Source organism: Litoreibacter janthinus (assembly GCF_900111945.1).
In the GTDB taxonomy this organism is placed as follows: Bacteria; Pseudomonadota; Alphaproteobacteria; order Rhodobacterales; family Rhodobacteraceae; genus Litoreibacter; species Litoreibacter janthinus.
In genome coordinates this window covers 838,679-860,749 of the sequence record NZ_FOYO01000001.1, presented here as the reverse complement: position 1 = coordinate 860,749, position 22,071 = coordinate 838,679, and the positions used below count along the sequence as shown (strand labels likewise).

21 protein-coding genes, 1 tRNA gene and 1 other RNA gene are annotated in these 22,071 nt (G+C 56.9%); 12 read left to right on the top strand and 11 right to left on the bottom strand.

All coding sequences use genetic code 11. The annotated features are described in order from the left end of the window. The first annotated feature begins 22 nt into the window (after positions 1-22). On the top strand, positions 23-1,273 hold the full coding sequence (locus BM352_RS04340; protein ID WP_090212986.1) for a DNA polymerase IV: 1,251 nt from the start codon (positions 23-25) through the stop codon (positions 1,271-1,273). Positions 1,274-1,276: 3 nt separating this feature from the next. On the opposite strand, the gene BM352_RS04335 is transcribed toward BM352_RS04340, so the two are convergent. Then, the gene (locus tag BM352_RS04335; RefSeq protein ID WP_090212984.1) at positions 1,277-2,137 is read right to left on the bottom strand and encodes an N-formylglutamate amidohydrolase; all 861 of its coding nucleotides are present in this window, start codon (positions 2,135-2,137) and stop codon (positions 1,277-1,279) included. 150 nt (positions 2,138-2,287) lie between these two features. Between BM352_RS04335 and BM352_RS04330 the strand changes: the two genes are divergently transcribed. Together BM352_RS04330 and ykgO are read left to right on the top strand one after the other, a co-directional pair. Continuing rightward, positions 2,288-2,362, top strand: a tRNA-Val gene (locus BM352_RS04330). 57 nt (positions 2,363-2,419) lie between these two features. Beyond that, positions 2,420-2,545: a type B 50S ribosomal protein L36 gene (ykgO, locus tag BM352_RS04325; protein ID WP_048864290.1), complete on the top strand. Its 126-nt coding sequence runs from the start codon at positions 2,420-2,422 to the stop codon at positions 2,543-2,545. Between the two features lie 96 nt (positions 2,546-2,641). Here the strand turns inward: ykgO and BM352_RS04320 are convergent, their stop codons facing one another. Continuing rightward, positions 2,642-3,091 (bottom strand): CreA family protein, encoded by a 450-nt coding sequence (locus tag BM352_RS04320; RefSeq protein WP_090212981.1) that lies wholly within the window; start codon positions 3,089-3,091, stop codon positions 2,642-2,644. A gap of 54 nt (positions 3,092-3,145) precedes the next feature. Continuing rightward, positions 3,146-4,093 (bottom strand): hydroxymethylbilane synthase, encoded by a 948-nt coding sequence (gene hemC / locus BM352_RS04315; protein WP_090212978.1) that lies wholly within the window; start codon positions 4,091-4,093, stop codon positions 3,146-3,148. Between the two features lie 101 nt (positions 4,094-4,194). On the opposite strand from hemC, the gene hemE reads away from it, so the two are divergent. Both hemE and BM352_RS04305 read left to right on the top strand, forming a co-directional pair. Then, positions 4,195-5,238, top strand: a complete 1,044-nt coding sequence (hemE, locus tag BM352_RS04310; protein ID WP_090212975.1) for a uroporphyrinogen decarboxylase — start codon at positions 4,195-4,197, stop codon at positions 5,236-5,238. Positions 5,239-5,292: 54 nt separating this feature from the next. Next, positions 5,293-6,690 (top strand): mechanosensitive ion channel family protein, encoded by a 1,398-nt coding sequence (locus BM352_RS04305; RefSeq protein WP_245780910.1) that lies wholly within the window; start codon positions 5,293-5,295, stop codon positions 6,688-6,690. 4 nt (positions 6,691-6,694) lie between these two features. On the opposite strand, the gene hemF is transcribed toward BM352_RS04305, so the two are convergent. Next, the gene (gene hemF / locus BM352_RS04300) at positions 6,695-7,585 is read right to left on the bottom strand and encodes an oxygen-dependent coproporphyrinogen oxidase (protein ID WP_090212973.1); all 891 of its coding nucleotides are present in this window, start codon (positions 7,583-7,585) and stop codon (positions 6,695-6,697) included. Between the two features lie 91 nt (positions 7,586-7,676). Here hemF and BM352_RS04295 point away from each other — a divergent pair, with 91 nt between their 5' ends. Both BM352_RS04295 and BM352_RS04290 read left to right on the top strand, forming a co-directional pair. Then, positions 7,677-8,066: a hypothetical protein gene (locus BM352_RS04295; protein WP_090212970.1), complete on the top strand. Its 390-nt coding sequence runs from the start codon at positions 7,677-7,679 to the stop codon at positions 8,064-8,066. 204 nt (positions 8,067-8,270) lie between these two features. After that, positions 8,271-9,686, top strand: a complete 1,416-nt coding sequence (locus BM352_RS04290; RefSeq protein WP_175500616.1) for a D-alanyl-D-alanine carboxypeptidase family protein — start codon at positions 8,271-8,273, stop codon at positions 9,684-9,686. A 14-nt stretch (positions 9,687-9,700) separates the two neighbouring features. On the opposite strand, the gene BM352_RS04285 is transcribed toward BM352_RS04290, so the two are convergent. From BM352_RS04285 to BM352_RS04265, 5 genes are all read right to left on the bottom strand, one after another. Then, positions 9,701-11,296: an ABC transporter ATP-binding protein gene (locus BM352_RS04285; protein ID WP_090212965.1), complete on the bottom strand. Its 1,596-nt coding sequence runs from the start codon at positions 11,294-11,296 to the stop codon at positions 9,701-9,703. Beyond that, positions 11,293-12,399, bottom strand: a complete 1,107-nt coding sequence (locus tag BM352_RS04280; protein ID WP_090212962.1) for an ABC transporter permease — start codon at positions 12,397-12,399, stop codon at positions 11,293-11,295. The genes BM352_RS04285 and BM352_RS04280 overlap by 4 nt, the downstream gene beginning before the upstream one ends. Next, positions 12,396-13,481 (bottom strand): microcin C ABC transporter permease YejB, encoded by a 1,086-nt coding sequence (locus BM352_RS04275; RefSeq protein WP_090212959.1) that lies wholly within the window; start codon positions 13,479-13,481, stop codon positions 12,396-12,398. The genes BM352_RS04280 and BM352_RS04275 overlap by 4 nt, the downstream gene beginning before the upstream one ends. A gap of 34 nt (positions 13,482-13,515) precedes the next feature. Beyond that, complete coding sequence (locus BM352_RS04270) at positions 13,516-15,417, bottom strand: extracellular solute-binding protein (protein WP_245780909.1); 1,902 nt, start codon at positions 15,415-15,417, stop codon at positions 13,516-13,518. A 172-nt stretch (positions 15,418-15,589) separates the two neighbouring features. Next, positions 15,590-16,111, bottom strand: a complete 522-nt coding sequence (locus BM352_RS04265; RefSeq protein WP_090212957.1) for a c-type cytochrome — start codon at positions 16,109-16,111, stop codon at positions 15,590-15,592. A 107-nt stretch (positions 16,112-16,218) separates the two neighbouring features. On the opposite strand from BM352_RS04265, the gene BM352_RS04260 reads away from it, so the two are divergent. Both BM352_RS04260 and BM352_RS04255 read left to right on the top strand, forming a co-directional pair. After that, positions 16,219-17,052, top strand: coding sequence for a prephenate dehydratase (locus BM352_RS04260; protein ID WP_090212954.1), 834 nt, complete (start codon positions 16,219-16,221; stop codon positions 17,050-17,052). Positions 17,053-17,054: 2 nt separating this feature from the next. Beyond that, a complete protein-coding gene (locus BM352_RS04255; protein WP_090212951.1) occupies positions 17,055-17,468 on the top strand; it encodes an NUDIX hydrolase in 414 nt (137 codons plus the stop codon). Positions 17,469-17,823: 355 nt separating this feature from the next. Here BM352_RS04255 and BM352_RS04250 read toward each other — a convergent pair whose 3' ends face one another. Continuing rightward, a complete protein-coding gene (locus BM352_RS04250) occupies positions 17,824-18,306 on the bottom strand; it encodes an SRPBCC family protein (RefSeq protein WP_090212949.1) in 483 nt (160 codons plus the stop codon). Positions 18,307-18,333: 27 nt separating this feature from the next. Then, complete coding sequence (nudC, locus tag BM352_RS04245; RefSeq protein WP_090212947.1) at positions 18,334-19,299, bottom strand: NAD(+) diphosphatase; 966 nt, start codon at positions 19,297-19,299, stop codon at positions 18,334-18,336. A gap of 93 nt (positions 19,300-19,392) precedes the next feature. Here nudC and ffs point away from each other — a divergent pair. The 3 genes from ffs to BM352_RS04230 all read left to right on the top strand — a co-directional run bounded on the left by ffs (position 19,393) and on the right by BM352_RS04230 (position 22,053). Beyond that, an RNA gene (ffs, locus tag BM352_RS04240) (signal recognition particle sRNA small type) lies at positions 19,393-19,491 on the top strand. Between the two features lie 340 nt (positions 19,492-19,831). Beyond that, positions 19,832-21,568 (top strand): DNA polymerase III subunit gamma/tau, encoded by a 1,737-nt coding sequence (locus BM352_RS04235; RefSeq protein WP_090212945.1) that lies wholly within the window; start codon positions 19,832-19,834, stop codon positions 21,566-21,568. A 140-nt stretch (positions 21,569-21,708) separates the two neighbouring features. Beyond that, the gene (locus BM352_RS04230; RefSeq protein ID WP_090212943.1) at positions 21,709-22,053 is read left to right on the top strand and encodes a YbaB/EbfC family nucleoid-associated protein; all 345 of its coding nucleotides are present in this window, start codon (positions 21,709-21,711) and stop codon (positions 22,051-22,053) included. Positions 22,054-22,071: the final 18 nt, after the last annotated feature.

Genomic DNA, 22,071 nt, shown 5'->3' with positions numbered 1-22,071 from the left:
CGCGCTGGCGTATCACGATTATATGCCAGCGCTTTGCCGAACATGTTTCCATCAATACGATCAGGGTGCGCGGTGTCCGGCCTGCGGATCCCCAAGGGTCATGTCTCATCCAGAGCTGTTCGAGCTGTCTATCGCCCATATGGATTGTGACGCCTTCTACGCTTCGGTCGAAAAGCGGGACAATCCAGCGCTGCGCGACAAACCTGTCATAATTGGCGGGGGCAGGCGCGGCGTCGTTTCGACGGCCTGCTACATCGCCCGCATTAAAGGTGTGCGCTCTGCCATGCCGATGTTTCAGGCGCTCAAACTGTGCCCAGAGGCCGAAGTCGTGCGGGGGCGCATGGACGTGTATGTATCGGTTTCCCGTCAGATCCGAGCATTGATGGAGGAATTGACCCCTGCCATTGAACCTCTTTCCTTAGACGAAGCGTTTCTTGACCTTACGGGAACAGAGAAACTTCACCACGCTCCACCCGCGGTGATGCTGGCGCGCCTTGTGAACCGGATGGAAAGCGAAATAGGCATAAGCGGATCAATTGGCCTAAGCCACAACAAGTTCCTCGCCAAGGTCGCATCCGACTTGGACAAGCCACGCGGTTTCTCGGTCATAGGCAAGGCGGAGACTGACGACTTCCTGCGCGATCGTCCGGTTTCGCTGATATGGGGTGTTGGCGCCGTCACGCGCGAAAGCCTAGAGAAAGCGGGCATTCGCACGTTTGCCGACTTGCTTCGGTGGGATCGGCAAGACCTGCATGCGAGGTTTGGGTCGATGGGTGATCGGCTTTGGCACTTGGCACGCGGGCAAGACCGTCGTCGTGTTTCCTCCCAAGAGCCCGTAAAGGGCATCTCGAACGAAACGACGTTCCATGACGACACGGCAGATGCAGATTTGCTGGACGGCCATCTTTGGCGCATGGCCGAAAAGGTGTCGGACCGTGCTAAGGCCAAACAGATTGCGGGTCGCGTCGTCACGTTGAAATTGAAGACTGCAAAGTTCAAAATCGTCACGCGACGGCAGTCTTTACGTGATCCCACGCAATTGGCAGATCGCATCTACCGCATTGCGCGAGACCTCATGTCCAGTGTGAATGAGGGTCCATACCGCCTTTTGGGCGTCGGAATTTCAGATCTGATACCGCAGGACGACGCGGACCGTACACCGGACTTGCTTGATCCAGATGCAGCAAAACGCACCGAGGCCGAGCGTGCGACAGACAAGATTCGAGAAAAGTTCGGGCACGATGCCATCAAAAAAGGCCGATCCTTACGCTGATCTCTATTCCGCCGCGAGAGGTATTTCGTTACGCCCCACGTCAGCGATTTCCGCCACAACGCGCTCCATCAGCTTGCGAAAGCTATCGAAGTTTCCATTCGGGCGGACATATTGCTCGTTCATATAGAGTGCGCGGTCAATTTCGATCTGAATGGCGTGATGCCCGCGCGACGGCCGTCCGTAGGCCTGAGTGATATAAGCCCCCGCGAATGGCGAGTTCCGGCTAACCCGGAGGCCGGACTCCAGAAAAATGGTCTCGATCCGGTCGACAATCGTCCCGTCCGCAGCAGCGCCAAATCGATCCCCCAGGACAACCTCTGGTCGCGCGAAACCGGGCTGAGCAGCGGATTGGACAGCTTCGTGAGGCATAGAGTGGAAATCGACGAGCACCGCACGCCCAAACGTCTTGTTGGTATCATCCATCAATTGGCTGAGCCGGGCGTGATAGGGCCGCCAGTAAGTTTCAATCCGCGCATTTGCTTCCGCCAACGAGATCTTGCCAGAATAAATCGCGCGCCCGTTTGCAACGACCCGAGGGATCACGCCAAGCCCTGACGCAATGCGCGGATTGTGCCCCGGACGTTTGACACCTTCAACTACGGCCGGATCCAGTTCATCGCAGGCACGGTTGAGGTCCAGAAAAGCACGCGGCATCCTTGCTGACAGAAGTGGTGCACCATGGGCCGCCGCGGGCGCGACGAGCCTGTCCATAAACGCGTCTTCTGAGGAGCGGATTTGCAACTCATCCAAAATAGTGCGTCGCAAGAAGTCATGGCTGTAGTCCCGCCCGCTATGGGGGCTGGCGAAGACCATGCAGCTGGTCTGGACCTGTGGTAGGGTCAGTGTATAGGCGTCGTGAGTCATGCCCGCTCCTGTTGCAAAGAGTATAGGGCGAAAAAATGCGCTTTCAAAAGCCCTTGAACAGCTTTCCGACTCCTTCTATAGAGCGCGGACCAACGTGCTTCGGCTGCGTCCCCATACCTGTGGGATCGGTTCGGAAAGTGAAGGTCAGATGGGCGCTTAGCTCAGCGGTAGAGCACTTCGTTGACATCGAAGTGGTCACTGGTTCGATCCCAGTAGTGCCCACCATCTGAACGGATTTTAATTGAAGGCGCCCCACCGCGCTGGACGAATAGGAGAAGAGACATGAAGGTTAAGAACTCACTTCGCTCCCTGAAGTCGCGCCACCGGGATTGCCGGGTCGTGCGCCGCAAGGGCCGCGTATATGTGATCAACAAAACCCAGCCTCGCTTTAAAGCCCGCCAGGGTTAAGCCCTCAGGACAGGCTTGAGCGCGAATGCGTTTTGCTTAGAAATCAAAAGGCCGCTCCTTCTGGGGCGGCCTTTTTCGTTGGATCGAAATCAGGGATTATTTGGCCTGGAAAAGCGGAATCGTCGAAATTGCCATCTTCGCGGAGCCTTCGGTCAACTCGTTGGCATGCGCCAGATAGATCAGGACCTGATTTTCCTCGTCAAAGATGCGCGTCAGGCGCAACGACTTGAACACGATTGACCGGCCTTCCCTAAAGACCGTTTCGCCATCATCGGACCGATCAATATCTCCAATCACGATCGGGCCCGTTTGGCGGCAATCGATCGAAGCGTTGGACGGGTCTTCAAACCAATTCCCATTAGACAAACGGTCGATCAAGCTACGATCAAAATACGCGATATGGCAGGTCACACCCTCAACATCAGGGTCGGGGATCGCTTCGATAATGATGTCGTTTCCAACCCAGTCGACACCCACACGCCCGACCTCTTCGGCTGCAAGGGCAAATGGCAGGCAGGCAAGTAGCGTAGCCAGCAACAACTTCATGAGATTACTCCTGAGAATGAGAAAGGCGTCTCCAGCATAGATAGGGGTTTGGGCCTACGTTCTCCAGTCAAAGAAGTTTTTAGGTGCGCGGGCAGTCAGGCGGTCCGCAACCGCCCGACCCATCTCGGCAGCATCCTCGATAGTCGAAGTCTCTGCGTCACTCAGCGCCTCGGATCCGTCTGGCCGCAGAATTTCGGCGCGGAACTGCACGGTGCCGCCATCCAGCTCGGCCAGCCCCGCAATGGGTGTTTCGCAAGACCCGTCAAGCTGCGCCAGATAGGCCCGCTCACACGCCAAGCGTTGTCCCGTCGGGATGTCATGGATCGCCTCAAGCATCTTTGCGACACGCGCATCGTCGCCGCGACGTTCGATCCCGATAGCCCCCTGCGCCACGGCTGGAAGCATGTCGTCTGTGGAAATTCCGTTCGCAGGCACTGCGTCCAAGCCGAGGCGGTTCAAACCTGCCATCGCAAGGAAAGTGCAAGTGGCGACACCAGCATTCAATTTCTTCAAGCGTGTTTGCACGTTGCCGCGAAACTCCACCACGTTCAGGTCTGGCCGCCGGTTCAACAACTGCGCGCGGCGGCGCAACGAGGATGTCCCCACGGTTTCACCTTCGGATAGCTCGGCAATGCTCTTCGCGGTCAGCGACACGAATGCGTCCCGAACGTCTTCTCTGGGCAAATAGGTGTCGAGCAACAAGCCGACAGGCTGTTCAACCGGCATGTCTTTCATCGAATGGACCGCGATATCAATCGCACCCGACAGCAGGTCGTCTTCGATCTCTCGGGTAAACAGCCCCTTGCCGCCAATCTCTTTCAACGGGCGGTCAAGGATGGCGTCACCTGTGGTTTTGATCACGACAATCTCGAACGCCAACTCAGGCAAATCAAACGCCGCCATAAGGCGCGCACGGGTCTCGTAAGCCTGCGCCAAAGCTAGGGGTGATCCGCGGGTGCCAATCCGCAGGGGTGAGGTCGGGGTTGGTAGGTTCAATGCCATGAGAGACTGCTTAAATGGGTCACTTTAGGCTGACAAGCTGTCGCCTTGACATTCGGACCTCTCAGCGCGGACAAGAGGTCGCAACAAAAGGGAGTCTGGCAATGGCCGAGCAGAAAAAGATCATGCGTGCTTTGGCAGGCGAAACACTGGATACGCCGCCGATCTGGATGATGCGACAAGCGGGCCGCTACTTGCCGGAATACAAGGCCACGCGCGCGCAGGCCGGTGATTTCTTGTCCCTTTGCTACAACCCTGAACTGGCGACGGAAGTGACCCTTCAACCAATTCGCCGCTACGGGTTCGATGCCGCCATCTTGTTTGCTGATATTTTGCTCCTGCCGCAAGCCTTAGGTGCAGACCTTTGGTTCGTCACAGGCGAAGGGCCGCGCTTGTCCACAGTGACCCAGCAAAGCGACTTCGCAAAGCTCAAAGGCCCGACAGATGTGCACGAGCATCTGGCACCCGTTTACCAAACAGTGCGTAATCTAGCAGCCGCCTTGCCCAATGAGACCACATTGATCGGCTTCGCAGGCGCACCATGGACCGTGGCCACATACATGATCGCGGGCCAAGGCACGCCGGATCAGGCACCCGCTCACAAACTACGCGTAGAAAACCCCGCGACATTTGACGCGTTGATGGACCTGATAACCGCTTCGACCATCGAATATCTGGCGATGCAAATCGAGGCTGGCGCAGAAGTCGTAAAGCTGTTCGACAGTTGGGCCGGATCGCTGAAGGGTGACGCGTTCCAGAAATATTCGCTTGAGCCTGCGAAGAAGATCATCACCGCTCTCAAGGCGCGTCATCCGAACACTCCGATCATCGCGTTCCCGCGAGAAGCGGGCGACAACTATATCGGATTCGCCAAGGCGACTGGTGCTGACTGCGTCGCAATAGATAACTCGGTTTCTGCTGAATGGGCCGCCGCCAACGTGCAGGTCGACGGCTGCGTTCAGGGCAACCTCGCCTCTCGCCATATGGTCACCGGTGGACAAGACCTGATCGACGAGACTCGCACAATCGTCAAAGCGTTTTCTAAGGGTCCACACATCTTCAACCTTGGTCACGGCATCACGCCTGACGCAGATCCCAAAAATGTGCAGTTGATGATCGACACGGTGCGCAAAACAACCACCGATTGATTTCACCCACTTTTCACTGGAACGCAGGCCGCGCGCCCCGCTAGAGTTGCGGCCATGATGAACCGTATTCTTTTCGCGCTTTGCGCAGTGTTCGCCCTTTCCCTTCCTGCGATGGCCCAAGACGCCACCGGAACACAGGAGGATGTGACTGCGCCTGCGCAAGCGGTTTCGGTAGAGCCTGTGGCTCGTGATGACGCCATCGCCAAACGTGTTGTAGAGATCATGCGCTCTACCGGATGGTACAAGTTTTCTCGGGTCGAGGTGAAAGACGGCATTGTCTTCTTGGATGGCCGAACCGATAGCCTCGATCACAAGGTCTGGGCACGTGAGCTTGCATCGAAGACGCAAGACGTAGTGGCAGTCGTCAACCGCATTCAAGTCGTGCAAGAGGCGAACTGGTCTTTCGCCCCAGCGCTTTCCGAGATCAAAGGCGTCGGCAATCGCATCATCACGTCACTACCGTTGATTCTGCTAACCCTGATTATTCTACCCCTCACCTGGTGGTTATCCTCACTGGCTGCCAAGGGTTTGCGCCGTTGGTTGCTTGGCGGAATTGCGTCCCCATTTTTGCGCGATATCGTGGCGCGGTTTATCGCCTTGCCGATTTTCCTGCTGGGTCTGTTCGTGGTCTTGCAGGTGGCCGGGTTGACCCAAATCGCGGTGTCAGTGGTCGGTGGTGCGGGCGTTCTGGGGATCGTGGTCGGCTTTGCATTCCGCGACATTGCAGAGAACTTTCTTGCCTCGTTGCTTCTGTCAATCCGGCGCCCGTTCCGCGCAGGGGAGTATATCGAGGTCACTGGTATGGGCGGCACGGTTTTGTCGATGAACACACGCTCCACCGTTTTGCTCAGCCCTGAAGGCAATCACATTCAGATTCCCAACGCAGCCATCTTCAAGAACACGATCGTCAACTATTCTGCGTCTGCCAATCGTCGTGATACGTTGGAGGTGGGCGTGGGATATGACGTCTCTGTCGCGCGTGCGCAGGATATCATTCTTGGGGTCATCGCTGGTCACGAGGCTGTGCTATCAGAACCGTCCCCAATGATTCTGGTGGATAGCCTCGGCAGCTCCACGGTGAACATCAAAGCATATTTTTGGGTCGATGCGCATGCCTACTCCATGCTCAAGGTGAAATCTGCCTTGCTCCGGTTGGTCAAGAAGGCACTCACCGAAGAAGGTATCTCCATGCCTGACGATGCACGCGAAGTTATCTTCCCGCAGGGTGTTCCCGTGCTTCAACTCGGCGGCAAGGCAGAAGCACGCGCACAGGCGATCGCAAATCAAGAACTTGCCGACAGCGCAAAGCAGGCTGCGAAAGTTGGCGAGCCGGACGCAGCCTCCTCCGCAGCTGAGGGTGACTTAGGCAACGAGCAGGAAGAGCTGGCAGAAATTGCCGCCGATTCTGTGGTCGAAGAAGCCGAAACGGATCTGCTGTCCGAGAAAGGCTAGGCCACTAGATCCACTTGGCCAAGGGCGGCAGGCTCATCAGAACAGCATTCGCGTCATGCCCGGTCTCTAGGCCGAACTTGGTGCCGCGATCATAGACCAGATTGTACTCGGCATAGAGCCCGCGATGCACCAATTGCGCTTCTTTGTCGGCATCGGTCCAAGGGGCAGCGCGCCACTTTTCGGTAACCCCCATGAAGGCGGGTAGGAAAGCGCGGCCCACGTCTTGCGTAAACGCAAAGTCACGATCCCAATCGCCGGTGTTCAGATCATCGTAGAAGATGCCACCGACCCCACGCGCACGGTTCCGGTGAGGGACATAGAAGTACTCATCCGCCCACTTCTTGAAGCGTGGGTAATACTCGCCGTCATGCTTGTCGCAGTAATTCTTCAGAACACCGTGAAAGAACGCGGTGTCCTCATCGCGCTCAATACAGGGGTTCAGGTCTGACCCGCCGCCAAACCACCACGCACCCGGCGTCCAGAACATCCGGGTGTTCATATGAACCGCTGGCGTTTGCGGGTTCTGCATATGCGCCACGAGGCTGATGCCCGACGCCCAAAACCGCGGGTCTTGATCCATGCCCGGGACTCCACGCGCCGCCATAGCTTTTTGCGCGCGCTCTCCCAATGTGCCGTAAACCGTTGAGACGTTGACGCCCACTTTCTCAAACACACGCCCGCCGCGCATTACGCTCATCAAGCCGCCGCCCGCATCCGACCCGTCGTCAGAGCTGCGCTTCGTTTCCGTGACTTCGAATTTACCGGCTGGTTCGGCGGCAAAAGGCCCTGCGGCTTGGGTTTGCTCCAAACCTTCAAATGCAGCAACAATATCGTCGCGCAGGCTGCGGAACCAAGCAGAGGCTTGGGCTTTTTTGGTGTCGAAATCGGCTGTCACGGGCTTGTCCTATTTGGTTCACGTTGTGCTAACATTTGCAGGGGACAAGTGTCACGTTCCCTTGCCGTCGCAGCTGGAGTAATGTTGGCGCATGAAAAAAGTTCTGATCCTCCCGCTCCTTTTGCTGACAGGTTGCGCCAGCCCCCTTGAGACCTGCAAACAGGATGCGGTCAAGGATTTGCGCATCGTTCAAGCCTTGATTGCCGACACGCAGGCCACCATCGACCGAGGCTACGCCATACAAACAGAAACGCGCACAGTGATTTACACCAACTTCTGCGTCGGCTCAGGTGTAGGGAATGACGGCAGATTCAGTTTCTGTAATTATCCGCAACCCGTGACCACCAAGAAGCCCGTCGCGGTGGATCTGGAAGTCGAAAAGCGCAAATTGCGGTCGCTCAAGGCTAAGGAAACCGAGCTGAAACGCGAAAGTTTATTGAAGCAACAACGTTGCGAATTAGAGCTTACAGCATCCACGTAGCCCTGTTTTTCGGACATTTAGTGGCAGAAACTACTCTCCCCACTAGATGTGGCTGAGGCACTTCAACGACACCCCCAAACCGCCTGAAACTAAACTGTTTTCTGAACCCGAAGTTTGTGCTAGGCCTTTTCCAAAGGTCGGTGATCGGCTGAAAAATATAAATGGGAATGCAACGACATTCCCGAGGCAAAATGGGCAGACGTCGTGGTTTTACGTCTTTTAAGCGCAGTCCGCTTCGGACTGGTTATTCTAGTGGTATCGGCATGGTCTGGGGCGACGAACGCAGCCCCCTACGCGGCCCTTGTGATTGACGCGCGCACCGGTGAGGTGCTTCATGCGCGCAACGCGGACACACGCCTTCATCCGGCTTCGCTGACCAAGATGATGACCCTTTACGTCACCTTTGACGCGATCCGTCGCGGCGAACTGACCTTGGACACCAAGGTCAAGATCTCGCGCAAGGCCGCCGCTGAACAGCCTTCAAAACTAGGCCTCAAAGCGGGCCAGCGCATTGCGATCCGTTACCTGATCCGCGCTGCCGCTGTTAAATCTGCCAACGACGCCGCGACAGCCCTCGGCGAAGCCGTTGCCGGATCCGAGGCCGCCTTTGCGCGCCGGATGACCGCAATGGCCAAAGCGCTGGGCATGACCAACACCACTTTTAAGAACGCGCACGGGCTCACTGAAAACGGTCACCTATCGACAGCGCGAGACATGACAACGCTGGGTCGCCATCTGATTTATGACTACCCACAGTACTATAACCTGTTCTCGCGCCAGACGACTCACGCTGGCGTACGTCAGGTGTCCAACACCAACCGTCGTCTGCTGCAAAACTACAAAGGCGCGGACGGCATCAAGACTGGATACACCCGCGCCGCCGGTTTCAACTTGGTGGCGTCAGCAGAGCGCGGCAATGAGCGTGTGATCGCAACAGTGTTTGGCGGCACTTCCACTGCCGCGCGCAACGCACGCGTCGCAGAGCTTCTGGACATGGGCTTCAAACGCGCGCCATCCCGCGCCAAGCTCAGCAAACCAGAGCGTCCGAACCTTGTCACAACTCCGGTCGAACCCAAGGTTATCAAGGTCGCACCGACGATCACCGCCCGCCGTTCTAGCCCCCGTCCGACACAACGTCCTGACCGCGCACCGTCGGAAGATATGCTGCTGGCCATCGTGGAAAGTGTCGACAACAACGTCAGTCAAGCTCGCGAAGAGGTTGCGACACGCGCTGCGCAAAGCACGCAGCTTGCCAGCGCCGGAGCAACAGTGACACCAGTACGCAGGCCGCGAAATTTGGTGCAAGCCGCTATTGAGACGACCGAGCCACTCCGCAAGCCGGAACCCCGTCGCATTATTACCCGCGCCTCGACATCTGGCGGGCGGCACTGGTCTATCTCGCTGGGCAATTACACCACTCGCAATACCGCCGAGCGCCTCTTGCTGAAAACGGCTTTGCAAGAGATCGGAACGCTGGATGAAGCGCTGCGCAAAGTCGTGAACCGTCCACGCGGCTGGGAAGCGAACTTCGTTGGCTTGTCGCAAGACAAGGCAACACTCGCCTGCCAGCGCCTGAGCGCCCGTGGTCATGACTGTGAAGTGCGCGGCCCCGGGGCGTAAACGCCTCTGACGGGTTACCCTGCCTTCAGGTCTAACGCCGCTGCAAGCAATTGCTGTGTGTAGGGGACCTTCGGGTTCGCAAACAGCTCCTCGCTGTCGCCGGTCTCAACCACGTCGCCTTGCTTCATCACGAGCACTTTGTGCGACATTGCGCGCACGACTTTCAGGTCGTGACTGATAAACAGATATGCCAGCCCGTATTTCTGCTGAAGATCGCGCAGGAGTTCGACGATTTGCACCTGAACTGTCATGTCCAGCGCGCTTGTCGGCTCATCTAGAACCACCAGCTTCGGCCTTAAGATCATCGCGCGGGCAATCGCGATACGCTGCCGCTGCCCGCCTGAAAACTCGTGCGGGTAACGGTGCATCATTTCGGGCTTTAGTCCCACTTCAGTCATGATGTCGGCAACCATTTCGCGGCGATCCCGCCCAGGGTCGGTGCCGTGCACCCCCAGCCCTTCGGCAATGATCTGCTCCACGGTCATGCGTGGCGAAAGGGAGCCATAGGGGTCTTGAAACACGATCTGCATATCGGCGCGCAACGGCCGCAATTCTTTAGATGACAACCCTTGTACGTCACGACCCTCGAACCGGATCGGACCTTGGCTTGATATCAGCCGCATGATCGCCAATGCCAGCGTAGTCTTGCCCGAGCCGGATTCGCCCACGATTCCCAACGTCTCGCCTGCGCGTACGGATACCGTGGCGGCGTTCACCGCTTTGACGTAGCCAGTCGTGCGTTTCAGCAGACCAGTCTGAATGGGGAACCAAATGCGGAGATCCTCCGTCGAAACCATTTCCTTGGCATCGGACGGCACTGGACCAGGAACACCTGTCGATTCCGCTTCGAGCAGTAGCTTGGTGTAGGGGTGTTGGGGGTTATCAAAAATCTGGGCTGTTGGGCCGGTTTCAACGATTTCACCGTGCTGCATGACGCAGACCCTGTCGGCAATCTTTCGAACCACGCCAAGGTCGTGGGTGATAAACAACAACGACATCTTCTCGCGCTCTTTCAACTCGGCCAGAAGGTCTAGAATCTGCGCCTGAATGGTCACATCCAACGCCGTCGTTGGCTCGTCTGCGATGAGAAGTTCTGGCCCGTTAGCCAGCGCCATGGCAATCATCACACGTTGACGTTGTCCACCTGATAGCTGGTGCGGGTAGCTCGACAAGCGGCTCTCTGCGTTCCGAATGCCAACCTTTTCCAACAATTCGATCACTCGCGCCCGCGCCGCGTCACCACGCAATCCTTGGTGCAAGCTCAGGCTTTCGGTGATTTGCTTTTCCAGCGTGTGCAGCGGGTTCAGCGATGTCATAGGCTCCTGAAAAATGAAGCTGATGTCGTTGCCGCGCACCCGACGAAGTTCGCGTTCAGATGCAGCCGTCAGATCGTGCCCATCATAGCTGATTTGTCCCGTCACGGTGGCACTATCGGGCAACAGCTGTACCGTGGATAAGGCCGACACAGATTTGCCAGAACCGCTTTCACCCACCAAGGCCACAGTCTCGCCGCGGTCGACGTGGAAAGAGACACCCTTGACAGCTTCGGTCACTTCACCGTCTTGGCGGAAGCTCACAGTCAGATTTTTGACTTCCAGAAGAAGGCTCATTGGAAGGTCTTTCTGGGGTCGAATGCGTCGCGCACGCCCTCAAATATGAACACCAGCAGCGACAGCATCACTGCGAAAGTGGTGAAGGCGGTAAAGGCCAGCCAAGGGGCTTGCAAGTTCTGCTTGGCTTGCAGTGTCAGCTCACCCAGAGACGGGGCGGAAGATGGCAACCCGAAGCCAAGAAAGTCGAGCGAAGCCAACATCCCAATTGTCCCTGTCACGATGAACGGCAGGAAAGTCAGCGTTGCGACCATCGCGTTAGGCAGCATATGGCGGAACATTATAGTTGTGTTAGAAACGCCCAACGCCCGCGCCGCGCGGACGTATTCGAAGTTGCGCGCCCGCAGGAATTCCGCCCGAACAACGCCCACCAAAGCGGGCCAGCCAAACAGGATCGACAAGAACACCAGCAACCAGAAGCTGCGGCCCAGAATGGCGAACATAATGATGATCACGTAAAGGCTCGGCGTTGCGCCCCAAATCTCCAACACCCGCTGAAAGATCAGGTCCGTGCGCCCACCAAAAAAGCCCTGCACAGCGCCGGCAGCAATCCCGATGATGGACGACACCAGAGTCACCACCAGCGTGAACACGATCGACAGGCGAAACCCATAGATTACCCGAGCGGTCACGTCGCGGGAGGTGTTGTCGGTGCCCAACCAGTTCATCGCGTCAGGGGCCGCTGGAGCTGTCCCGGGACGGTCTACAATTGTGTTATAGCTAAACGGGATGATCGGCTTGATGATCCAGCCCTGCTCCACCGGCTCACCGTTGAAGGTACCAGTTGAGGCTTCCTCCATCACGGCTTCCGGATCATCCCAGCAATCCTCGATGCCGCCCGTTTTGATCAGACATTGAATTTCGATATCGCGGTAAACCGCCTCTGTGCGCAGATCGCCACCAAAAGCGGTCTCGGGGTAAAAGGTCGTGATTGGGGTGAAGTACTCGCCACGATACTTCATCAGGATCGGCTTATCGTTGGCGATCAGCTCTGCGAACAGAGACAGGCCAAACAGGATTGCGAAGATCCACAGCGACCATAGCGCGCGGCGGTTACGCTTGAAGTTGGTCCAACGGCGTTGATTGAGAGGGGATAGCTTCATGTCTCGCGGCTCTCAAAATCGATGCGCGGGTCGACGAAGACATACATCAGGTCAGATAGAATGCCGACGATCAGGCCAATCAAGCCGAAGAAATAGAGCGTGCCGAATACCACAGGATAATCGCGGGCCACTGTCGCCTCGAAGGCTAGCCGACCCAGTCCATCCAGCGAGAATATGGTTTCAATGATCAGCGATCCCGACAGGAAGATACCCAGAAAAAGGCTGGGAAAGCCCGCGATCACGATCAACATCGCGTTGCGGAAGACATGGCCGTATAGGACGCGGCTTTCGGAAAGCCCCTTTGCCTTGGCAGTGACGACATATTGCTTCTTAATTTCGTCCAGAAACGAGTTCTTGGTGAGCAGTGTGAGTGTCGCAAAGGCCGCGATGGTTGAGGCGGTGACTGGCAATGCGATGTGCCAGAAGTAGTCCAGAACTTTCCCCATGGCGCTGAGGTCTTCGAAGTTGTCCGACGTCAGCCCTCTGAGCGGGAACCATTGATAGTAGGACCCGCCCGCGAACAAGACGAGCAACAGAATCGCGAACAGGAATCCCGGAATCGCATAGGCAACGATGATCACTGCGGAGGTCCACGTATCAAAACCGGACCCGTCCCGAATGGCTTTGCGAATTCCCAATGGGATCGAGATCACATAGGCGATCACGGTGGACCAAAGCCCTAACGTGATCGAGACGGGCATCTTTTCCCAAACCAACTCCAACACGCCGACCGAACGGAAGTAGCTCTCTCCAAAATCAAAGCGCAGGTAGTTCCACATCATGTTCAGGAACCGCTCTAGTGGCGGTTTATCGAAGCCGAACTCCTTTTCCAGCTTGGCGATGAACTCCGGTGGCAGCCCTCGCGCACCTTCATATTTGCTGTCGGTGCTCAGGCTTTCCAACTGGCTGTCGTTGCTTCCGCCAGAGAAGCCTTCGAAGACGTCGCCCTGCCCTTCAAGGTTGGCGATGATCTGCTCGATCGGGCCACCCGGTACGAATTGCGTCAGGGCAAAGTTCACTATCATGATCCCGATCAGCGTCGGGATCACCAGCAAAAGCCGTCTGAGGATATATGCGCCCATGTTCGGGTCTTACCGCCTGTTTTTCCGAGCGCCTCTAGAGGGCGCCTTTTGCCTTCAAGGCCGCAGCCTTGTCGGCGTTATACCACCAAAAATCCAGATGTCCCAAGGCCAGTGGCGGCAATTCATCCGGATGCTCGAACATGTCGTAATAAGAAACCCAGAAAGTGTCGTTATACCATGCCGGAATCATGATCCGCGCAGCCCGAAGAATTCGGTCAGTCGCACGCACTGCCGCCTGCATTTCTTCCAGCGTCTCAGCATCCAGCATCTTCTTGATAAGCGCATCCACAGCCGGAGAGCTGTATCCCGATGGGTTGAACAACGAATATTCCGCATCCTCCGACCCGAAGCGCTGCGAGATTCCGTTGCCCTCTTCAAAGCCGTTGATGTAACCGTCGTAAATCATGTCCCAATCAAACGCGCGCTCTCGGTTGGTGTACTGGGCAGGGTCGACACGATTGTAGACTGCCTGAATGCCAAGGCGCTTCAAATTCTCGATATAGGGCTGGATCAAACGGTCGTAAGCAGGGTTGGACGAGAGGAACTCAATCTCCAAAGGCTTGCCGTCTTTCGACAGAACGCCACTGGCGTCAGATTCCCATCCCGCGTCGGATAGAAGTTGCGTCGCTTTGCGCAGGTTTTTGCGATCCAACTGGCGGGCACTGCTTTCGTGCGCCACAACGACAGGCTCGGTCAGAACGGATTTGTCTTCGAGCAGATCTTCAACTGATTTGAGATATTCAAGCTCCAGACCTTCCGCCACGCCTTTGGCTTCCAGATCTGTATTCTCCCAGAAGGAGTTACGCTGAGCAAACAGCCCGAATTGCAGCGTCTCATTGGTCCACGTGAAATTATACATCAGTTGCAACGCTTCGCGCACGCGCGGGTCGTCGAACTTGTCGCGGCGCAGGTTGAACACCATGCCGTAGGACGGGGGCAGGTCGCCATTTGGCAGCTCTGCCTTGACTATGTTGCCCTCCTTGATACCGGGGAAGTCATACGCCGTCGCCCATTTCAAAGAGCTGTTTTCGCGGCGGAAGTTGTAGACCCCGCTTTTGAAGGCCTCCATCGACGCGGTATCATCTGCGAAATATTCGATGCGGATGCGGTCGAAATTCCAGCGCCCTTTGTTGACGGGTAAATCTGCGCCCCAATAGTCGGGGTTGCGCTGATAAACGATCCGGCGAGGTGGATCGACCTCAACCGGCACGTAAGGGCCGGAGCCAATCGCAGCCTCCAGTCGGGGCTCTTTGATGTTGGCGTTGTTGTCGTCGAACCATTTTTTTGAGAACGCAATCGAAGCACCTGCTTGGCTGATCAGTCCCTTGCGTGGAATTCCTTCGTTGAAGGTGAACTTGATTCGATGGTCGTCTAGCGCCTCGTAGCTTTTGTAGAACTTCGACACAGCTTGCGCGAAAGACGGCAACCCGTCGGTCAAAAAGGTTTTAACTGTGAAGACAACGTCTTGCGCAGTAACAGGGCTGCCGTCCGAAAACTTCGCCTCAGGACGCAGGTTGAAGATCACCCAGTCTTGGCTCTCGGGGTATTCAAGGCTTTCGCACAACAGGCAGTAGGCCCCGTATGGGTCGTCATCCACGTTGGTCATCAGGCGCTCATAAGGGGTGCTCGACAAGGCACCGCCGCGCCCTTTCCGGCTGAACGGGTTCATGCTGTCGAATGTGCCTTGCGCGGCCACGGAAATCTCGCCCCCTTTGGGCGCTTCGGGGTTCACATAGTTGAGGCGAGGGAAGCCTTCGGGGTATTTCAGCTCCCCAAAGTCGGAAAACCCGTGCGCCCTGATGATCGTTTCGGACCGCGCTGCTGTAACAGACGCCACCGTTGCTGCGATCAGCATCAAGCCCGCACCCAACCACTTCATCCGGCTTGTTTGCGCTGATCGGTTAAGCACAAGGGCTTGTGGATGGTGGTTTTTCATTTTGATCCTCCTGAGACCTGTCATGAGCGTGACACTAACCAGATAAAACAAAAGAAGTTGGATTTGTTCAACAATCAAGGCCGATTGCGCGATTGTGAGCGAAGCGGATCGACTTGAAACGAAAAAGGCCGCCCAATCGGACGGCCTTTCGGAAATCAAGTCTACGCCGGACTTAGCCGCCAATTGTCTCGAGATATGCAATCAGGTTCGCGCGGTCGTCGATTTTCTTCAGGCCGGCGAAGCTCATCTTCGTGCCCGGGGCATATGCTTTAGGGTTTTCAAGGAACGCTTGCAGCTCTTCTGGGGTCCATGCCCCGCCCTTGCCGGACAGCACGTCGGAATATCCAAAGTCTCCAACAGCAGCGATGTCACGTCCGACGACACCATACAGGTGCGGGCCGGTGCCGTTCGCTCCGTCTTCCAGCTTGTGGCAGGCTTTGCACTTTGAAAAGACTTTGGAGCCTTTCTCGGCATCGGCGTCTGCCATGACAGCCGCGAAATCTACCTCTTCGACCACTTCTTCGGCTTCGGCTTCGCCGCCTTCAACTTCGATAACGTAGGCTTGCTGATGTTCATCACCGTGGCCTCCGCCGCCGTGATAGATCAAGTCGGCTGCCCAGCCACCCAGAAGGAAAACCAGAAGCGATCCGCAGGCCGCGCCCAGAATTTTGGTCATTGTCATCGTGTCAAACATGTCTGTCTCTCACCCGTTTGGCGTTTCGGCGGTATGTATCGTCTTCCCATACTGTTCCGCAAGGGCTAGACACCGCGACTAAACGCCTTTTTGCGGGAAAATACACTATGGCCCAGAAAATTGCATTCCAAGGGGAGCTTGGCGCGTATTCCCATGAAGCCTGCGTGCATGCGCGACCAGACATGGACCCGCTGCCTTGCACCACCTTTGAAGAGGTGATTGAGGCCGTCCGCAACGGCGATGCTGCGCTTGCTATGCTGCCTGTAGAGAATACCACCTATGGACGAGTGGCCGACATTCACCGCTTGCTACCAGAATCAGGTCTACACATTGTTGATGAGGCTTTTGTGAGGGTTCGTATCGCGCTGATGGCGCCCAAAGGCACCTCGCTCGACAGCATTGAGACGGTGCGTGCGCATCTGGTGTTGATCCCGCAATGCCGAGCCTACCTCGCCGCGCATGGCATTCGCGGCGAAGCCGCCGCCGACAGCGCCGGTGCCGCAGCGGAGCTTGCCGCGCATCCAGAGCCAGGCATTGGTGTGTTGGCTTCCGAGATGGCGGCTGAGACACACGGTCTCGAAGTTCTCGCCCGTGACATCGAAGACCACGACACCAACACAACGCGATTCCTGATTATGTCACCCAAGGCCGACATGTCGCGGCGTGGGGATACGCATATGATCACATCCTTCGTGTTCAACGTCCGGAACATCCCTGCCGCGCTCTATAAGGCGATGGGGGGCTTCGCGACGAATGGAGTCAACATGACCAAGCTAGAAAGCTACATGGTCGACGGAGAATTCACTGCAACGCAATTTTATGCCGACATCTCGGGCCACCCAGACGATATCGGCGTTCAGCATGCGATGGAGGAACTGGACTTTTTCACCTCCGATATCAAAGTGCTCGGCACCTATCCCGCCGCGTTCGCGCGCGACTAGCGATGACGCGGCGCCCTACCCTCGGGGCCATTGCAGTGGTCGTGCATGAAGGGCGTACGCTGCTCGTCCAACGTCGCAACCCGCCCAATGCCGGCCTTTGGGGTTTCCCCGGTGGGCACGTTGAATTGGGAGAAACGGCGCTGGATGCAGCGGCAAGGGAATTGTTGGAAGAAACCGGCGTGACCGCAAGGCCGCTAAGTTACCTTACAAATATCGATGTGATCGGGCAGGACGACGACGGCGATATAACGCATCACTATTTGCTGGCAGCGGTGCACTGCGCCTATGTCGCTGGACTGCCCGCTGCCGACGACGACGCTCTGGATGCTGCGTGGGTTCCTGTGGAGGCGGCCTTAGCAGGCGACCGCCCCCTTTCCGAAAACGTAGGATCTGTTCTTCGGATGGTCTTGGACTAAGGACCGTCAGCCCGCTGGTGGCATTTTTTCGAACTTCGGCAAGTCGTCATTGATCAACCAGCTTCGGGGAGGCATATGAAATAGTCGTGTTGCCACTGTAGAGAGATTCCCCGCAGTTGACGCATTTCAGCGTTTGCCGTTCCCGCACTGGAACCTTTTGATACTCGACTAAGTGGAGTGAGCCGCAAGCAGAGCACTTCATCTCTTCGTTTTTGATTTCCCATGTCATATCTCTAAGATAGTCACTCCATCGCGCGAGCGCAAATTATCTAATTTCAAAGTGACCCACTACCCAAGATCTGTCAGGAGAGATGTCCAGAACGAGAAAATTATTGAATGGCGTTGAAGCTCGCCCCTAGGCGCCAGTCGCGCGTAGGCTTTTCTTGTGACGCTCTTCCAGATCGCTGGCGAAATGTGCGATGCGTGTCTTGTAGCGGCGATTCAGCGTGTTGCGAGCAAGTTTCGCGGACTGCATCAGCAACCGTGCTGAAAGCGTCTGGGGTCGCACATCCAACTCGACGCGCATACGAGTACGGGCGCGGGACAGTGCCACCAACTCGACAAGAAAAGTCGCGGCCATGTTCTTGGTTTTTACGTCAAAAAGCATCTGGTTCGGGCGATCGTATTCGATTAGGGACACGTCAAATTCGCGCTTCTTTCCGCGCACGGTCGCGCGGGCTTTCCAGCTCAAGCCGACGCCGATTGTCGACATTTTATCTGTGCGGGAAACGTCAGCGCCACGTCGCAAAATCGCACGTTCAAACCCGTCGAAATCCGACAGCATCTGAAACACTTCGTCGATAGGAATCTCTAGGTCTTCCTTGGTAGAGAACTTCATAACAGTCTGCTCATTCTATTCTTGTCTTCAGTCTAACGTATCCTGAAGCCAGTTAAGCAACAGGAAATGCGCGATGGCGCCTTTGCGCGCGGGTTTCATTTTCGGATTGTTGCCCGCAAACGTCTCCATCATCTCTTCGCGCGTGACCCAAATCGCATCTTCGATTTCGTCGGGGTCGATTGTAATCTTGGTCGTTATAGCATGGCCGCGGCATCCAAACATCAAAGACGCCGGAAACGGCCACGGCTGGCTTGAAAGATACTCGACCTCACCGACCTCGATGCCCGATTCTTCGAACGTCTCGCGACGCACGGCGGCCTCGATGGTCTCTCCTGGCTCTACGAACCCGGCAAGGCAGGAATACATCCCTTCGGGCCAGCCTGGGGAACGGCCCATCAGCACCGAATTCCCATGCGTCACCAGCATGATGACGACGGGATCGGTGCGCGGGAAGTGGTGCCCGCCACATGTATCACAATCGCGCTGCCATCCTGCCATCGAAATCCGGCTCTTCGCACCACATCTTGCACAAAACCCATGGGTCTCGTGCCAGCTTCCGATGGCTTTCGCCGTCGCGATCAATTCAGCATCCCGCACATTCAGATTGGTCATAATCGCCCGAAGCTCGGAGAATCGTTCCGTCTCCGGCAGGCCCGGGAAGCGCTGCTCGGATGGGTCAAGAAACTGGTTCAGTGTCTCAAGATTTTCGTCCGGCTCCCAGTTGGAGATGTCGCGCGCGAACCGCGCTTCGCCATCGTCTAACCCCAAAAAAATAGGGGCTTCGTCAGCAAGGGCAAAAATCGCGTGATCTGCCGTTTGCCATGCGGGTCGATCACGATCTTCTCCCGCAATCAACGGCTTACCGCGCCAAAGCGGTAAAACCCCAGTGCCTGACTTGGCCAAAAGCGTCTCTAAAGCCGCCGCATCACCACGCAAATGTGCAGCGCGGTCCAGTCCAGAGCCACCAAATGTAACTGTTTCCGCAAGTTTCAACGCCGCGCCCCTACTGCATTCGCACTGCTTCTGGCATGCGGGCGCGAAGTTGGCAAACCTTGCGTTAAGAAGAATCTGTGCCTATATCGGCGTTGAGGGGTTGGCGCGGGCAAGTGCCTCGCCAACCTGGTCAGATCCGGAAGGAAGCAGCCACAACGAGCCCCACTTGGGTCGATGTCCAACCTCTCACCTTAGTCGCACATGCCTCGGGCGATCCTGCGCGACGTTGCCGGATCAATGATCGCGGCGTCACCCCCAACTCAGCTATCGGGCAATATGTCCGCTTTTGGGCTCTGATGACAATGGCTGTACCTCGGCTTAACGCACCTGAGCTTGCGCGGGAGTGTCAACGCTACGAATGCCGCCCTGCTAAGCGGCTTTAATTCAGCCCCCAAAAAGCTCATAAGCTCAGGAATATATATCTATCAGCAGCTAGGGGGACTGGGTCAGGCCAATATCGCAGCGCGCATTCGCTGGACCTCGCGCCGTTGGACAACTAACTTCCGAAATGTGTCGAATCCAAGGATCTCAAATGACTGAAACCACCAGCGGCGGCTATCAGGTTCTGGCGCGGAAATACCGCCCAGCCACATTCGCCGATCTGATCGGTCAGGACGCCATGGTGCGCACGCTCAAGAACGCTTTTGACGCGGGCCGTATTGCACAAGCGTTCATCATGACGGGCATTCGAGGCACTGGCAAAACCACCACAGCGCGGATTATCGCTAAAGGAATGAACTGCGTCGGTGCTGATGGTCAAGGTGGCCCGACGACTGACCCCTGTGGGGTTTGCGACAACTGTGTGGCGATCGCAGAAGGCCGCCATGTCGACGTTATGGAAATGGACGCGGCGTCTCGGACCGGTGTGGGTGACATTCGCGAAATTATCGACTCTGTTCACTACCGCGCCGCTTCCGCCCGCTACAAAATTTACATCATCGATGAGGTGCACATGCTGTCCACCTCCGCCTTCAACGCCCTGTTGAAGACGCTGGAGGAGCCGCCCGAACACGTCAAATTCATCTTCGCCACCACGGAAATCCGTAAAGTTCCGGTCACCGTCCTGTCCCGCTGCCAACGTTTCGATCTGCGCCGGATCGAGCCGGAGGTGATGATCGCCCACCTGCAATCCATCGCTGCAAAAGAAACAGCTGAAATCGCCGAGGACGCGCTAGCGCTGATCACCCGCGCCGCAGAAGGCTCTGTGCGTGATGCGATGAGCCTCATGGATCAGGCCATTTCCCACGGCGCAGGCGAAACAACGGCACCCCAAGTCCGTGCCATGCTCGGCCTTGCTGATCGCGGCCGCGTGCTGGACCTGTTCGACCTTGTCATGAAGGGCGACGCCGCAGGCGCATTGCAAGAACTGTCCTCGCAATATGCCGACGGGGCCGATCCTATGGCCGTCCTGCGTGACTTGGCCGAAATCACCCACTGGGTTAGCGTTATCAAAATTACGCCTGAGGCAGCCGATGATCCGACTGTCGGGCCGGACGAGCGCACACGCGGTGCGCAAATGGCCGAAGCGCTTCCGATGCGCGCGATGTCCCGCATGTGGCAACTCCTGCTGAAATCCCTAGAAGAGGTCGCAAGCGCGCCCAACGCCATGATGGCGGCTGAAATGGCGATCATCCGGTTGACCCATATGGCCGACTTGCCTTCGCCAGAAGAGTTGGTGCGCAAGTTGCAAGAAACGCCGCCCCCATCCGCGCCATCCGGCGGATCAACGCCACCACAAGGCGGCGGAATGACGACTGCCCGCGCGCAAACTGAAACAGTCACAATGGGCGGTGGTACGTCTGCTGCTCTGGACGTTTCGCCAGAACATGCGCTCGCCCGCTACGCGACATTCAATCAGGTCGTGGAGCTCATCCGCACCAACAGAGACATGAAGCTGCTGGTCGAGGTCGAAGGCTACATCCAGTTGGCCCACTACGCCCCTGGGCGTATTGAGTTTGTTCCCACAAACGACGCGCCACGCGATCTCGCAGCGCGTCTTGGCGCTCGCCTGCAGCAGTGGACGGGTCAGCGGTGGGCAGTCACTCTTGTTAACGAAGGTGGCGCACCGACCCTAGCCGCTGAACGTGACAGAGAGGCGAACGCGCTGAAGGCCGAAGCCACTGGACACCCGCTGATGCAAGCCACTCTTCAGGCCTTCCCCGGTGCGAAAATCATCGAGATCCGCACCGCCGCGGATTTGGTCCAGGAGGCCGCTGTCGAGGCGCTTCCTGAAGTCGAAGATGAATGGGACCCGTTCGAGGACGACTGACCCATTTCGCAACGCCATTTCAGCTTAGAACTATGAAATTCGCGCCATCTTCCTGCCCTACAAGGCGGTGTGCGCTTGTGCCTGTCCTGTTGGCTCTGCCATAAACACCTTCAACACGAATTCTCAATGGAGACCTCCAGATGCTCAAAGGACTAGGCAGCCTCGGCGACATGGCCGGAATGATGAAAAAAGCCAAAGAGATGCAGGATAAGATGACCCAGATGCAGGAAGACCTGCAGAACATCGAAGTCCAAGGCGAAAGCGGTGCAGGTTTGGTGAAGGCCACCGCAACTGCTAAAGGTATCCTGACCGGCCTGGATATCGACCCTTCGATCTTTCATCCAGAGGAGAAAGAAGTCGTCGAAGATCTGATCCTTGCTGCCATCAAAGACGCCCAGTCGAAAGCTGCGGACAAGGCCGCCTCCGAGATGAGCAAGCTCACCGAGGAAATGGGAATTCCGGCAGGCATGAAACTGCCCTTCTGAGGGCGGTTGGTTCAAGGG

Excerpts from the sequence above, each read along its gene's own strand:
- BM352_RS04335 (WP_090212984.1), bottom strand. The coding sequence starts at position 2,137 with ATGACTCACGACGCCTATACACTGACCCTACCACAGGTCCAGACCAGC.
- BM352_RS04280 (WP_090212962.1), bottom strand. The coding sequence starts at position 12,399 with ATGAAGCTATCCCCTCTCAATCAACGCCGTTGGACCAACTTCAAGCGT.
- BM352_RS04230 (WP_090212943.1), top strand. The coding sequence starts at position 21,709 with ATGCTCAAAGGACTAGGCAGCCTCGGCGACATGGCCGGAATGATGAAA.
- BM352_RS04235 (WP_090212945.1), top strand. The coding sequence starts at position 19,832 with ATGACTGAAACCACCAGCGGCGGCTATCAGGTTCTGGCGCGGAAATAC.
- BM352_RS04340 (WP_090212986.1), top strand. The coding sequence starts at position 23 with ATGCCAGCGCTTTGCCGAACATGTTTCCATCAATACGATCAGGGTGCG.
- BM352_RS04320 (WP_090212981.1), bottom strand. The coding sequence starts at position 3,091 with ATGAAGTTGTTGCTGGCTACGCTACTTGCCTGCCTGCCATTTGCCCTT.
- BM352_RS04260 (WP_090212954.1), top strand. The coding sequence starts at position 16,219 with ATGGCCCAGAAAATTGCATTCCAAGGGGAGCTTGGCGCGTATTCCCAT.
- BM352_RS04305 (WP_245780910.1), top strand. The coding sequence starts at position 5,293 with ATGATGAACCGTATTCTTTTCGCGCTTTGCGCAGTGTTCGCCCTTTCC.
- BM352_RS04275 (WP_090212959.1), bottom strand. The coding sequence starts at position 13,481 with ATGGGCGCATATATCCTCAGACGGCTTTTGCTGGTGATCCCGACGCTG.
- hemC (WP_090212978.1), bottom strand. The coding sequence starts at position 4,093 with ATGGCATTGAACCTACCAACCCCGACCTCACCCCTGCGGATTGGCACC.
- hemE (WP_090212975.1), top strand. The coding sequence starts at position 4,195 with ATGGCCGAGCAGAAAAAGATCATGCGTGCTTTGGCAGGCGAAACACTG.
- ykgO (WP_048864290.1), top strand. The coding sequence starts at position 2,420 with ATGAAGGTTAAGAACTCACTTCGCTCCCTGAAGTCGCGCCACCGGGAT.
- BM352_RS04270 (WP_245780909.1), bottom strand. The coding sequence starts at position 15,417 with ATGAAAAACCACCATCCACAAGCCCTTGTGCTTAACCGATCAGCGCAA.
- BM352_RS04285 (WP_090212965.1), bottom strand. The coding sequence starts at position 11,296 with ATGAGCCTTCTTCTGGAAGTCAAAAATCTGACTGTGAGCTTCCGCCAA.
- BM352_RS04255 (WP_090212951.1), top strand. The coding sequence starts at position 17,055 with ATGACGCGGCGCCCTACCCTCGGGGCCATTGCAGTGGTCGTGCATGAA.
- BM352_RS04250 (WP_090212949.1), bottom strand. The coding sequence starts at position 18,306 with ATGAAGTTCTCTACCAAGGAAGACCTAGAGATTCCTATCGACGAAGTG.
- BM352_RS04295 (WP_090212970.1), top strand. The coding sequence starts at position 7,677 with ATGAAAAAAGTTCTGATCCTCCCGCTCCTTTTGCTGACAGGTTGCGCC.
- BM352_RS04265 (WP_090212957.1), bottom strand. The coding sequence starts at position 16,111 with ATGTTTGACACGATGACAATGACCAAAATTCTGGGCGCGGCCTGCGGA.